The sequence below is a fragment of the Pedobacter sp. P26 genome (assembly GCF_050632135.1).
Lineage (GTDB): Bacteria > Bacteroidota > Bacteroidia > Sphingobacteriales > Sphingobacteriaceae > Pedobacter.
Window position 1 is genome coordinate 851,836 of the sequence record NZ_CP192574.1, and the last position, 13,902, is coordinate 865,737.

Genomic DNA, 13,902 nt, shown 5'->3' on the forward strand with positions numbered 1-13,902 from the left:
TAAATATAATCATGAAGCCTGCTGTGTAAATTTTTACATAACAGGTTACATCAGACCATAAAAAGAAAAATATATACTGATGAAACGAAGCATTAATAAAGTTGCTGTTCTAGGTTCAGGTATTATGGGTTCCCGTATTGCATGCCACTTCGCCAATATTGGTGTTGAGGTTTTGCTACTGGATATTGCCCCTAAAGATTTGAGTCCTGAAGAGCAGGCAAAAGGATTATCACTGGATAGCCCAGCTGTAAAAAACCGGATTGTAAATACAGCTTTGCAAACGGCTGTAAAAACAAATCCATCGCCAGTTTATACCAAAAAAGCGTTAAATAAAATCAAAACGGGGAATTTCGATGATGATATGTCGAAAATTGCCGGTTACGATTGGGTAATTGAAGTCGTTGTCGAAAATCTTGATATCAAGAAAAAAGTTTTCGAACAGGTAGAGCAATTCCGTAAACCAGGTACTTTAATCACTTCAAATACTTCTGGTATCCCTATTCATTTGATGGCTGAGGAAAGAAGTGAAGATTTTAAATTGCATTTCTGTGGAACACACTTTTTCAATCCACCGCGTTATTTAAAGTTATTGGAAATTATTCCTACGCCACATACGCAGCCGGAAATTGTAGATTTCCTGATGCATTATGGTGATAAGTTTTTAGGTAAAACAACTGTTTTATGTAAGGATACGCCAGCCTTTATTGCCAACCGTGTGGGGGTTTATTCCATCATGGCACTTTTGCATTTGGTCGAAAAATTAGATTTAACGGTAGAGGAGGTTGATAAATTTACAGGGCCGGCATTGGGCAGACCAAAATCTGCTACTTTCCGTACGTCGGATGTGGTAGGCTTAGATACCATGATTAAAGTGGCTAAAGGGCTTTATGATAACTGCCCGGATGATAAAGCACATGATTTGTTTAAACTTCCTGCTTATGTGCAAAAATTGGAAGAGAACAAATGGCTTGGTGATAAAACTAAACAAGGTTTCTATAAAAAAACCAAATCTGCTGAGGGTAAAACCGAAATCCTGGCGTTGGATTTAAAAACCCTGGAATATAAGCCTCAGCAAAAAGTAAAATCGGCGACTTTAGAAATGACCAAGCCGGTGGAGAACCTTCGTGAGCGCATGAAAATTTTTTGCCAAAGGAAAAGATAAGGCAGGCGAATTGTTCCGCCATTCTTCCTTTGGTTTATTTGAATATGTATCTGATCGGATCCCTGAAATTTCTGATGAATTGTATCGTATTGACGATGCTATGCGAGCCGGTTTTGGCTGGGAATTAGGTCCGTTTGAGCTTTGGGATGCCGTTGGCGTAAAAGAAGCCATCGAAGGAATGGAACAATATGGCAATAAAGCCGCAGCTTGGGTACACGAAATGCTAAATGCCGGAAATACTTCGTTTTATAAAGTAGAAAACGGTGTCAAAAAATATTACGATATCCCCTCTAAAAGTTATAAAGCTTTACCTGGAACTGATGAGTTTATCATTTTAGATAATCTCCGTGAAAATAAAACGCTTTGGAAAAATTCGGGTGTTTCGATTATTGATTTGGGAGATGGCATTCTGAATGTAGAATTCCACACTAAAATGAATACCATTGGAGGTGATGTAATCTCCGGAATTAACAAAGCCATCGATATGGCCGAGAAAGATTACCGTGGTTTGGTAATCGGTAACGATGGTGCAAATTTCTCTGCGGGTGCAAACGTAGGGATGATTTTTATGATGGCAGTAGAACAGGAGTGGGACGAATTGAACATGGCGATCAGAATGTTCCAGAATACCTCGATGCGCATCCGTTATTCTTCTATTCCGGTCGTGGTAGCCCCTCATAATTTAACTTTGGGTGGTGGTTGCGAGTTCAGTTTACATGCCGATCACGTGCAGCTATCTGCCGAAACTTATATGGGTTTGGTAGAGTTTGGTGTAGGCGTTATCCCTGGTGGTGGCGGAACAAAAGAGTTTGCTTTGCGTGCATCTGATGAATATAAAGATGATCAGATTGTGCAGAATGCCCTGAAAGATCGTTTCTTAACTATTGGTATGGCTAAAGTTTCTACTTCAGGTTACGAAGCTTACGAACTGGGTTATCTGCAAAAAGATAAATTCTCGATCTCGATGAACCGGAACCGTTTGTTAGCCGATGCAAAAGCTAAAGCGATAGAACTTGCCGATGCCGGATATACCAAACCCGTTCAGCGTAACGACATTAAAGTATTAGGAAAGCAAGGTCTTGGAATTGTATATGCAGGTGCAAATAGTATGTATGCCGGGCATTTCATTTCTGAACACGATAAAAAAATATCCGAAAAATTAGGTTATGTCATGTGCGGTGGCGATTTATCTTCTCCAACAGAAGTAACCGAGCAATATTTATTGGATCTGGAGAGAGAAGCATTTTTATCACTCGCAGGAGAGCGGAAATCGTTAGAGCGGATCCAAAGTATTATTACAAAAGGGAAGCCGTTGCGTAACTAGATGTGAGATAAGAGACATTAGATTTGAGACGGACTGTGTCGTTCATAACATAAGCGTTAATATAATAGAACATGAATAATTTAAAAGAGTTGAAAATTTGGAATAAAGCTATTGATTTAGCCGTTGATGTTTACAAAGCAACTTCAACTTTTCCAACTGACGAACGTTATGGGCTGATAAGTCAATCCCGAAGGGCAGCTGTCTCAATTTCATCAAACATTGCTGAGGGAGCTGGTAGAAATTCAGTTAAAGAATTTAATAACTTTTTAGGAATAGCCAATGGATCTTCTTATGAATTACAAACTCAATTGGTAATCGCTAATAAACTCGCAATTCTTGAATCTGAAATTTTGAACCCTTTACTGGATCAAATTGATGAACTACAAAAAATGACTTATGGTTTTCAGCAGATGCTGGATAAGAAAATCAATAGAAAGATATGAGACATTAGATTTGAGAAGTGAGACGGTAATTGGTCTCAAATCTAGTGTCTCAAATCTGAAAAAAACAATAATCGATCTGAGTTTTGAGTTTGAGCAGGTCTCAAATCTCCAGTCTCAGATCTCAAATCTTAAAAAATGGAAGCATATATTATAGCCGGATATCGTACAGCAGTGGGTAAAGCACCCCGTGGCGTATTCCGTTTTACAAGAGCTGATGATTTAGCCGCAGAAGTAATCAGGGCTTTAGTGGCGTCGGTTCCGAATTTAGATAACGAACAAATTGATGATGTAATTGTGGGTAACGCTACTCCGGAAGCAGAACAGGGGCTTAATATTGGCCGTATGATTTCGCTGATGGGCCTGGATACCGATAAAGTTCCGGGTGTTACCGTAAACCGTTACTGTGCATCGGGTTTAGATACCATTGCTACGGCGGTTGCCAAAATTAAGGCTGGCATGGCCGATTGTATCATTGCCGGTGGGGTAGAGGTAATGAGTGGAATGCCTTTTGGCGGATGGAAGCTCGTGCCTAACGCAGAGGTCGCAAAAAACAATCCGGATTGGTACTGGGGCATGGGCCTGACTGCCGAAGCCGTAGCCAAAGAATATAATGTGAGTCGTGAAGATCAGGATGCCTTTTCGTTAAAATCTCACGAGAAAGCCATTCATGCGATAAAAAACGGTCATTTAAAAGATGGTATCCTGCCAATCACCGTAAATGAAAATTACCTCGATGCAAACCTTAAAAAGAAAACACGTTCTTACGTGGTTGATACCGATGAAGGTCCGCGTGCAGATACGACATTAGATAAGCTGGCGAAACTGAAACCTGTATTCGATGCTGTTGGGAGTGTAACTGCTGGTAATTCATCGCAAACATCAGATGGAGCTGCTTTTGTTCTGGTGGTGTCTGAAAAGAAAATGAAAGAATTAAATGCAGAACCGATTGCCAGATTGGTAAGTTACGGTATCGCAGGTGTTCCGCCGCGCATCATGGGGATTGGTCCAATTGAGGCGATTCCAAAAGCATTGAAACAAGCCGGCTTGAAAAAGAAGATATCGATTTAATCGAGCTGAATGAAGCTTTTGCCTCTCAATCTTTAGCCGTAATCAGAACATTGGATTTAAACCCTGATGTGATCAATGTTAATGGAGGTGCAATTGCGCTGGGCCATCCATTAGGCTGTACCGGAGCAAAATTGACTGTGCAGATCATGAACGAATTAAAAAGACAAAATAAGAAATATGGAATGGTAACCATGTGCGTAGGAACAGGACAGGGTGCCGCAGGAATTTTTGAACTTTTATAGACGTGAGAAGCTAGATATGAGATTTGAGACATGTTGTCCGATCAAGAGAACGCAAATCTCACGTCTAATATCCCAAAACTCATACAAAAATGATTTGAGTTTGAATTTGAGCAGGTCTCAAATCTCAAATCTCATTTCTCAAATCCCATAACAATGGAAACAACTGAAAAAAAGACAATTAAAGGCGGTGAATTCTTAATTAAGGATACCACTTATCAGGAAGTATTTATCCCTGAAGAATTTGATGAAGAGCAGCAGATGATTGCACAGACTTGTCGCGATTTTCTGGCAGCTGAAGTTTATCCCAATTTAGATAAAATTGATAAACAGGAAGACCCGGAGTTAATGCCGACACTTTTAACCAAAGCTGGCGAACTGGGCATTCTTGGCGTTTCAGTACCGGAAGAATACGGAGGTTTTGGTAAAAACTTCAATACTTCCATGTTGGTTGCAGATGTGGTTGGTGCCGGACACTCTTTCGCTGTCGCACTTTCCGCACATACAGGGATAGGTACTTTACCGATTCTATACTATGGTAATGAAGAACAGAAAGCAAAATATATCCCTAAACTTGGTTCGGGCGAATGGAAAGCAGCTTATTGTTTAACTGAGCCAAATTCGGGTTCAGATGCAAACTCTGGTAAAACAAAGGCAAAACTAAGCGAGGATGGTAAACATTATATCATCAATGGTCAGAAAATGTGGATCACAAACGGTGGTTTTGCTGATATTTTCATTGTGTTTGCCAAAATAGACGATGATAAGAACTTAACCGCATTTATTGTGGAGAAAGATTTCGGTGGTATTACCATGAATCCTGAAGAGCATAAAATGGGTATTAAAGGTTCTTCAACCCGTCAGGTTTTCTTTAACGACTGTCCGGTGCCAGTTGAGAATATGTTGAGCGATAGGGAAAATGGTTTTAAAATCGCGGTAAATATTTTAAACATTGGCCGTATCAAATTATCTGCGGCTGCTATCGGTGCTTCAAAAGCAACTTTAAATACGGCGATTAATTATTCGAACGAACGGATCCAGTTTGGTCGTCCAATTTCTAAATACGGTGCTATCCGTTTCAAAATTGCAGAAATTGCCGCTAAACTTTATGCTGTTGATTCGGCAAACTATCGTGCCGGACAGAATATTGATGATACTTACGATCAACTGGTTGCTGGTGGAATGGAATCTGGTAAAGCAAGGCTGAAATCTGTTGAACAATTCGCGGTAGAGTGTGCCATTTTAAAAGTATGGGGCTCTGAAGCTTTAGATTATACTGTAGATGAAGGCGTTCAGATTTACGGCGGTATGGGCTTTAGTGCTGATGCACCAATGGATAGGGCTTACCGTGATGCACGTATTAACCGGATTTTTGAAGGTACAAACGAAATTAACCGTTTGTTAACCGTTGATATGATGCTAAAACGTGCGATGAAAGGCGAATTGGATTTAATGACGCCAGCTACTGCCGTAGCAGCTGAATTGATGAGCATCCCTGATTTTGGTGAGGAAGATACCACCTTATTTGCTGCAGAGAAAAAGTACTCTCGAATCTGAAAAAAGCAACTTTAATGGTAGCTGGTGCTGCGGTTCAAAAGTTAATGATGACCTTAAGCAAAGAGCAGGAAATTTTAATGAACATTGCTGACATGGCTAGCTATGTTTATGTGCTAGAATCTGCACTATTGAGAACAGAAAAATTAGCAAGTACCCGTGGAGAGGAAGCAGTTGCAGGCCAATTGGATCTATTAAGAATTTATTTAGTAGAAGCGGTTGACGGTATTGCCAAAGCAGGTAAAGAAGCACTTTGGGCTTTTGCCGAAGGTGATGAGCAACGCATGATGTTGGTTGGTTTGCGCCGTTTTACAAAAGTGGAGCCGTTTAATGTTAAAGATGCCCGTCAAAGAGTTGCGCAACAGCTTATTGAAGCAAATAAATATATTTTTTAAGGTAAAAGGCTGAAAGGCGGAGGGTTTAAGGATTAGGTGCATAACCTATACCTTAAACCTTTTTTAATTTTATGGAATAATTTCAACCTTAATTAAAACATTATTCTTTTCTGGCAGGAGTTCATAATATGCTGTCATGCTGAGGCACGAAGCATCTGCAGCCGATGAAACAGATGCTTCGTGCCTCAGCATGACAGAAGTTGAAAAAATAATAAGTCCTTACCTTTATGATATTAAATCCTATTTTCGCACATGATTAAATTTAGATTCCTCACCATACTCTTTTTATGTGTAGCTGCAGTTTCATCTTGTAAAAAAGATGAGGATCCTGAAAAACAGATTACCGATTTTATCAAACAAAATAATATCAATGCCGTTAGAGATAACTCTGGTCTATATTATCAAATCATTAAACCAGGTACTGGTTCTTTTACTTATCCCAGCAATACAAAAATCACCATCAAATATGAGGGCAGGTTGTTAAATGGCAATGTGTTTGATAATGGTGGCAGTAAAGAGCAGACTTTTAATCTGGCAGAATTAATACAGGGCTGGAGAATAGGCATTCCTAAAATTCAAAAAGGCGGTGAAATCAGATTAATTGTTCCACCAAGTTTAGGTTATGGAAGCGGAGCCGTAGGTTCTATTCCAGGTAATTCAGTATTGGATTTTACAATCCAGCTTTCGAACACACAGTAGGCCTATCTTAAGTGTTAACAATAGGCTTATTTGTTAAAATAGGTTAAAAATTGTAGCATCCGTATTAAAAGCTTATTTTTGCGATTGATGGTTAAGTTTAAACATATTATTCTATTGATATGCCTCACAGGATGTTTTGCAGCTTGTAAGAAAGATGTATCTATTGATGATTCTTACGATCCTACTCCCCAGTTTAAGGCTGATACGGCTGCAATAAGTGCTTTTGTAAAGGCTAATAATATTCCGGCAACAAAAGATGCGAGTGGTATTTTTTATCAGATTATAGCTCCTGGAACAGGAAACGTAAGTTATCTACCCTCAACGGTGATTACTGCAGATTATGATGGCAGATTATTAAATGGTACTATTTTCGATAGCACCAAAGGAACCCCAACCTCTTTTAAACTTGGAAATGTAATTTTAGGATGGCAGTTTGGGATTCAAAAAATACAAAAAGGAGGAAAGATCAGGTTAATTATCCCATCTTATTACGCCTACGGAACACAGTCACCATCATCCTTGGTACCTGCTAATTCGGTACTCGATTTTACTATAACACTTACAGACGTACAATAATAAATGAACAAATTTACTAAACTTGGCCTGTTGACACTTTTACTGGCTACTGTAGTTTTCAGCTCTTGCAAAAAGGACTATGATACTGCACAAACTGTAGATGATGCAGCTATAAAGGCATATATATCAAAGAATAATTTAACACAAATGGTGCCTGATTCTGCTAAAACAGGATTTTATTATCAGGTTACAAACCCTACTGATGGTGAGCTATTCTTAAATACAGATTCGGTATTGTATGATGTGACTGTTAAATCTATGACGAATGGAACAACTTATCTCCAGTCACCCTCAAATGGTAATTTAGGTACTTACGTTGGCTATTTGAATAGCTTTTATCAGGGCTCTTTATCAACAAGTACATACAACATACCCGCATTAAGAACAGCTGTACTTAAATTAAAACCAGGAGGTACAGCCAGGATTTTGTTGCCTTCATATTTAGCCTTTGGTAGAAATGGTGTAGGACCAATTCCTTCAAATGAAAATCTTGATTTTATAATTAAAACTTACCCATACCATAAACAGTGGTTATTTGATGATGCAAAGATCCAAAGCTTTTTAGCTGCTAAAAATTTAACAGCAACTAAAGATCCCTCTCGTGTTTATTATATTACTAATACTGTTGGTACAGGTACTGATGCAATTAGCGATGAAAGCACTGTTGTTTATAAATATACTGGAAGATTTTTAGACGGTACCGTTTTTGATTCATCTACAGATGGTACTTTTTCGGCAACTTTTGCCAGTATTTATGTTCAAGGATGGAAAAATATTGTTAGGAAATATACTGCTGGTGCAAAATTTAGAATGATTATTCCATCTGATTTGGCTTATAAAACCAGTGGAAGTAATGCTATTCCTCCTAATGCCATACTAGATTTTGATATCGAAATAGTAAGTGTTACGAATTAGATAAAGCTTCCTTAAAAACTTTTAAAACCCTTTCCCTTGCAAAAGTATGCTCAACTATTGGTTGGGCATATTTTTTTGTGCCGAATTCGGGTACCCATTTTTTAATATATTCAAATTTTGGGTCAAATTTTTTAGTCTGGAGTTCCGGATTAAAAACCCTAAAATAAGGGGCAGCATCGTTTCCTGATCCTGCAGCCCACTGCCAGCCGCCAACATTACTGGCCATTTCATAATCCAATAGTTTTTCAGCAAAATAGGTTTCTCCCCAGCGCCAATCGATCAGTAAATGTTTAGTTAAAAAACTGCCCACAATCATGCGTACGCGGTTGTGCATCCATCCGGTTTGGTTAAGCTGGCGCATGCCGGCATCAACAATAGGATAGCCCGTATTGCCCTCACGCCATGCCTTAAACTCATCTTCGTTGTTACGCCATTTAATTTTATCGTATTGTTTTTTAAACGAATCTGAAGCCGAGTAGGGGAAATGCCAAAGGATGGTCATGTAAAATTCCCGCCAGGCCAATTCAGAAAGCCAGACATTTGATTTTGCTTCTAAAGCATCTTTAACGGCTTTCCGGATGCTTAAGGTGCCAAAACGCAAATGCAGGCCAATATGCGTAGTGCCATCAAGCGCGGGGAAATCGCGTTCTTTTGCATAATCACCGAGTTTGCTCTTATAACTGATTTCAGGAAAATCCAGCTTACTTTTTTCAAAGTCGATTTCTTTTAAAGTTGGGAGCGGCAGGTGTTTGGTTTGTAATAAATTTCTGAAGTATTTTTTTGTAGGATATGCTTTTACATAAAAATCATTCAATTTAGCATGCCATTGTTTGTAGAAGGGGGTAAAAACGGTGTAAGGCGTCTTGTCTGCTTTTAAGATTTCGTTCTTTTCAAAAATAACCTGGTCTTTATACGTTTTAAACACAATTTTTTCGCTGGTTAAAAACTCGGCCATGTTATCATCACGTTCGCGGGCATAAGGCTCATAATCGTGATTGGTATAAACTTCCTTAATGTTGTACTCCTTTAAAACTTCGGGCCATATTTTTTCAGGTTCACCATATTTTACCAGTAAATCTGACCCTTGCTGCTGAAGTTCTTTCTTTAGCTCTTCAATGGTTTGATAAATGAAAGTTACACGGGCATCATCTTTGGGCAGTTTATCCAATATATTCTTGTCAAAAATGAAAAGCGGTAGAACTGGATAATCGCCTCTAAGGGCATGATATAAAGCGGCATTATCTGCTAAACGTAAATCGCGACGGAACCAGAGAATGGATATTGAAGTCATGTGTAATTTTAAAGTTGTAATTTTTTTGAGATGGTTTATAATTGGCAGTTAGCGGTTTGCAGTTAACAATTAATCTGGTTTCGCGTTAAGCATGTAGCGTAAATTAACTAATTTGAACAATTAACCGATTAGCCATTTATACAGTTCTCAATGGGCAGTTAACAATAGAACAATTAACCACTTTGAAAAATTAACCAGTTAAATTATTTATACAAATCTTTTAAAGCATCATCCAAATGTGTGAATTTAAATTTGAATCCCGCATCCAGAATTTTTTGTGCTGAAGTATTATTGCTCATCAAAACGGCATCTACGCGTTCTCCCAGTAATAATTCCAATGCTTTTTTAGGTACTTTAATTGGCCAGAAAGGTCGGTGAAGATGGTTGGCGATGGCTTTGGTTAAAGCAGTGTTGGTTACCGGGAAGGGAGCACAGGCATTGTAGCACCCTTCCATTTTGAGGTTTTCGATGGCTTCGATATACATTTCAACCATGTCGTCAATGTGCAACCACGGTGTCCATTGTTTTCCTGTGCCTAAGCCAGCCCCAACGAACAATTTTACCGGTTTATCCAGTTGAGGTAATGCACCGCCATCGTTGCTCAATACAATGCCGGTACGGAGTTTTACAACCCTGAGACTTAATTTTTTGCCCTGATCTACTGCATCTTCCCAAAGTTTACAGCAGTCTGCCAAAAAGCCATAACCGTTCGGGCTTTCTTCTGTTAAAATTTCATCACCACAATCGCCATAAAAACCAACTGCCGAAGCAGAAATGAACGATTTTAGCTGATGATCAGGTTTAGATTTAATGGTTTTGAAGAGTAATTCTGTTGACTTTACACGGCTATCGATGATCTGTTTTTTGCGTTCACTGGTCCATTTTTTATCGGCAACTGCCTCTCCCGCCAAATGAATAATGGCATCTACACCATTCAAACAGTCAGCATCAATAGTTCCTTTGTACACATCCCACATAAAATTATTCGCATCTTCATCTTTCTTTCGTGAAAGTGTATTCACCGCATAACCCTTGCTTAGCAAGTGCTTTTTCAGTTCAGTACCCACAAGTCCTGTAGCCCCGGTAATCAGAATTTTCTTTCCCATCTTTTTTAAACACTAAAGATACAAAAGGGTTTTTTTAAAGACTAAAGACTAAAGACTAAAGGCCTGCAATGATTTTATTTTTAGGGGCTTTAACCGAATAGCTTAATTTGATGGTTTTGGTCTCGTTTGGAGCAATTTTTAACTGCCAGGAGAGCATGCCGTTTTCTTTGTTTACCTCTGCACCACTGTTTTCTAACAATTCGGTTTCAATATCACTTTCTGTTGATAATGGATATTGATCTTTTAGTGATAGATCAATGGATTCTTTTTTGGTGTTTCTAATCTTGATCAGATAAGTAAAAACCTGTTTTTTATTCGAACCAATAAATTTTGTGCTGCTAAAATCCTGTTGTTTTTCTTTTGTGATAATAATCTTTTTGTCTTTTCCCATGCTTAAACTAAGTGTATCCAAAATGTTCGCTGGGTTGATATATGATTTTCCGGTATAAGTACCTTCAAAAATGATATTCGCATTTCCAGCCTGGAGATTTAGTTTTTCCCAGTCGGTTACATTAGCCAGTAAATAAGCATCGGTACTTAGTTTTGGAGCAGCATAATATTTGTATCTGGCAGGCACTTCGTATTCTTTAAATGCAACGGTATGAGGTTTGTTGTCACTATTCACATCATAGGGGATGTCAATATCAAATGTTACGCCCAACTGGGTCTCGTTAACAGTAGTATAATCGTTCACAGTAGAAACTGCACCGGTAAAATTTTTCTTTTTTTCAGTACCATAGCCCACAACTACAACTTCATTCAGTTCACTTTTTTCGTCAATTGGTGATGCCATTCCTCTGATCCGTAGTTGTTGTTGCGGATAGGTGGATACAAACCAAGGGTTTAAATTTGGTGCAGTAATGTTATAATTTGGGTTACCGGTAGATAAAGAAAGCTTAACTTTTTTCCAATCGAGGCCTGTACTTTGTGTAATTGCAGCCTTATACACTATGCCTAAGGGATTGGAGGTACCCACCGCTTTTATATCATAACTGGCCAGCCAATTTGCATTTGGTGTAACATACGAAACATGATAACTGGCATCTATATTTTCATTTGCCGTTAATTGAAGAACCAATTGTCCAAGTTGCTGATTAGGATTGTTCCTTAATTCTGAAATTTGCTGCTGTAATGCGTTTAGTTTTTGGTTTTGTTTATCCTCTGTCAGTGTGAGTGCTGATATGGCATTCCTAACTTCTGCATTTTTTGTACGGTAGTATTCGGCTAATTTAATCAGTTCTGCCACATTCGTTCCATTGCTTGTGCCACCCGATTTTCTGTTCTCATCGAGTAAAAGCAAAGTTTGTTCTTCAATGGTTTTTGCATTTTTTGTTTTGATTAATTCGTTGCTTATTATTTTAACACTATCACTCAGTTTTTTTATTTCAGGATTGGCCGCATCGGTATTCAGGAAATCTTTATTGAATTGAACGGATAAAATGGTAACTCCCGGCGAAACACTAACCTGTATCGAATTTTCATTTACCCGTCCGGAAATATTGTTAACTACAATTTCTGATGTTCCGGCTGGGAGGTTTACTTTTCCTTTATGTAAAAGTTGTGCGCCGTTGTTATAAACCGTTACGCTTTCCAGTATGGCTTTACTTTTTATCTGTTGCTGCGCAAATACGCTTATTGGGAATAACAGGCTGATGAGTAATCGTTTCATAGTTTTTTATTAAGGTGTGTTGAGATCAATATTTGATTGAAAGATGTGTTAATACCCAGGTTTCCATAAAAGAGTATTTTTTTGTTACCTATTTGTAAAGAATTATTCAGGGGTTTGATGAAGAAGAAAAATAAGATAAATTTGTAAACGTGTTCTTACACCCTTTTCGATAAAAGATGTCCAAAAAAATTTTAGTCTGGTTTAGAAATGATCTTCGCCTGCATGATAACGAAATGCTGGTCGAGGCAATTGCTAAATCTGATTCGATTTTGCCTGTTTACATTCTCGATCGCCGTTCTTTTGGCGAAACAAAATACGGTACCTTAAAAACAGGTAATATCAGGGCACAGTTTATTTTAGAAAGTGTTTTAGGTTTACGCAATTCTTTAAAAAAGATTGGAGGGAACCTGCTGATTGCCGAAGGTAATCCTGAAGATATTATTCCTCAGCTTGTGCAGGAATATGAGATTACAGAAGTTTATCATCACCGTGAGGTGGCAAGGGAAGAAACACATGTTTCAACTTTGGTAGAAAATGCACTTTGGAAATTACGTGTCAACCTTAAACATTTTATCGGTCACACCTTGTATAATAAGGAGGACCTACCGTTTCCGATCAAGGATATTCCCGATGCCTTTAACCAGTTTAAAAAGAAAATTGAGCGCGACTCGATTATTAAACCATGTTTTGCAGCACCTGATCGGATTAACGTAGCCGAAGTGATTGATTGGGGAACATTATCTTCGTTAGAAGATCTTAATCTTTTACCTCAACAAAAGGATCAACGTTCCGATTTTGAATTTGCAGGTGGAGAAGCCGAAGGTTTGGCCCATCTTCAAAAAGTGATTGTGGCCATGCAACAAGCTGCAACCTCTAAAAACTTAATTTTGGCTTCAAAATTATCGGCCTGGTTGGCCATGGGTAGTTTATCGCCGCGAAAAGTTTACTGGGAAATTAAAAAGATGGAAGGTGTGCCTAACACTAAAGCCATGTTCAATCATATCTTACTAGGCCTGCTTTGGAGAGATTATTTCCGTTTCATGTTTAAGAAATACGGCAATACGTTTTTTAGTCCGGATGGTTTTGGCAGCCAGGGGCTAATTGATGTTGCGAATGAGCAGGATAACTTTAATAAGTGGAAGAATGCACAAACGGGTTTTGCTGTGGTAGATGCGGTGATGACGGAACTAAATCAGACCGGTTTCATCTCGAATATTGCGAGACAAACCGCTGCCTTATATCTGATCAATAATTTAGAAGTAAGCTGGGTTTTTGGCGCAGCGTATTTTGAAGAAAAATTGATTGATTATAATCCTGCAAGTAATTGGGGGAACTGGGCTAATGTAGCCGGTGTAGGTAACGATCAGAAATCAAAAAGTGTTTTCGATCTTGATAAAAATATCAAAAACCTCGATCCAAAAGGCAATTACTCCTTAACTTGGGCATCATAGTTGTGAGGAT

The 13,902-nt window shown here is 38.5% G+C and carries 8 protein-coding genes and 3 pseudogenes; 8 read left to right on the forward strand and 3 right to left on the reverse strand.

The window, feature by feature from the left end:
• The first annotated feature begins 79 nt into the window (after positions 1–79).
• The 7 genes and pseudogenes from ACQ86H_RS04080 to ACQ86H_RS04110 all read left to right on the forward strand — a co-directional run bounded on the left by ACQ86H_RS04080 (position 80) and on the right by ACQ86H_RS04110 (position 8,375).
• Positions 80–2,486, forward strand: a pseudogene (locus tag ACQ86H_RS04080) (3-hydroxyacyl-CoA dehydrogenase NAD-binding domain-containing protein).
• Positions 2,487–2,557: 71 nt separating this feature from the next.
• Positions 2,558–2,929, forward strand: a complete 372-nt coding sequence (locus ACQ86H_RS04085; RefSeq protein WP_431293933.1) for a four helix bundle protein — start codon at positions 2,558–2,560, stop codon at positions 2,927–2,929.
• A gap of 135 nt (positions 2,930–3,064) precedes the next feature.
• Positions 3,065–4,239, forward strand: a pseudogene (locus tag ACQ86H_RS04090) (acetyl-CoA C-acyltransferase).
• Positions 4,240–4,392: 153 nt separating this feature from the next.
• Positions 4,393–6,185: pseudogene (locus ACQ86H_RS04095) on the forward strand (acyl-CoA dehydrogenase family protein).
• Positions 6,186–6,437: 252 nt separating this feature from the next.
• Positions 6,438–6,884 carry an FKBP-type peptidyl-prolyl cis-trans isomerase gene (locus tag ACQ86H_RS04100; RefSeq protein WP_431293934.1) on the forward strand — a complete coding sequence of 149 codons (447 nt, stop codon included), beginning with the start codon at positions 6,438–6,440 and terminating at the stop codon, positions 6,882–6,884.
• An 87-nt stretch (positions 6,885–6,971) separates the two neighbouring features.
• A complete protein-coding gene (locus tag ACQ86H_RS04105; RefSeq protein ID WP_138818537.1) occupies positions 6,972–7,460 on the forward strand; it encodes an FKBP-type peptidyl-prolyl cis-trans isomerase in 489 nt (162 codons plus the stop codon).
• Positions 7,461–7,463: 3 nt separating this feature from the next.
• Positions 7,464–8,375: an FKBP-type peptidyl-prolyl cis-trans isomerase gene (locus tag ACQ86H_RS04110; protein WP_431293935.1), complete on the forward strand. Its 912-nt coding sequence runs from the start codon at positions 7,464–7,466 to the stop codon at positions 8,373–8,375.
• On the opposite strand, the gene ACQ86H_RS04115 is transcribed toward ACQ86H_RS04110, so the two are convergent.
• The 3 genes from ACQ86H_RS04115 to ACQ86H_RS04125 all read right to left on the reverse strand — a co-directional run bounded on the left by ACQ86H_RS04115 (position 8,365) and on the right by ACQ86H_RS04125 (position 12,441).
• Positions 8,365–9,666, reverse strand: coding sequence for a cryptochrome/photolyase family protein (locus tag ACQ86H_RS04115; protein ID WP_138818533.1), 1,302 nt, complete (start codon positions 9,664–9,666; stop codon positions 8,365–8,367). The two genes, ACQ86H_RS04110 and ACQ86H_RS04115, sit on opposite strands and share 11 nt — an antisense overlap.
• 203 nt (positions 9,667–9,869) lie before the next feature.
• Positions 9,870–10,772 (reverse strand): TIGR01777 family oxidoreductase, encoded by a 903-nt coding sequence (locus ACQ86H_RS04120; protein ID WP_431293936.1) that lies wholly within the window; start codon positions 10,770–10,772, stop codon positions 9,870–9,872.
• A 55-nt stretch (positions 10,773–10,827) separates the two neighbouring features.
• Positions 10,828–12,441: a DUF4139 domain-containing protein gene (locus ACQ86H_RS04125; RefSeq protein ID WP_431293937.1), complete on the reverse strand. Its 1,614-nt coding sequence runs from the start codon at positions 12,439–12,441 to the stop codon at positions 10,828–10,830.
• Positions 12,442–12,617: 176 nt separating this feature from the next.
• Between ACQ86H_RS04125 and ACQ86H_RS04130 the strand changes: the two genes are divergently transcribed.
• Complete coding sequence (locus tag ACQ86H_RS04130; protein ID WP_138818528.1) at positions 12,618–13,892, forward strand: DASH family cryptochrome; 1,275 nt, start codon at positions 12,618–12,620, stop codon at positions 13,890–13,892.
• Positions 13,893–13,902: the final 10 nt, after the last annotated feature.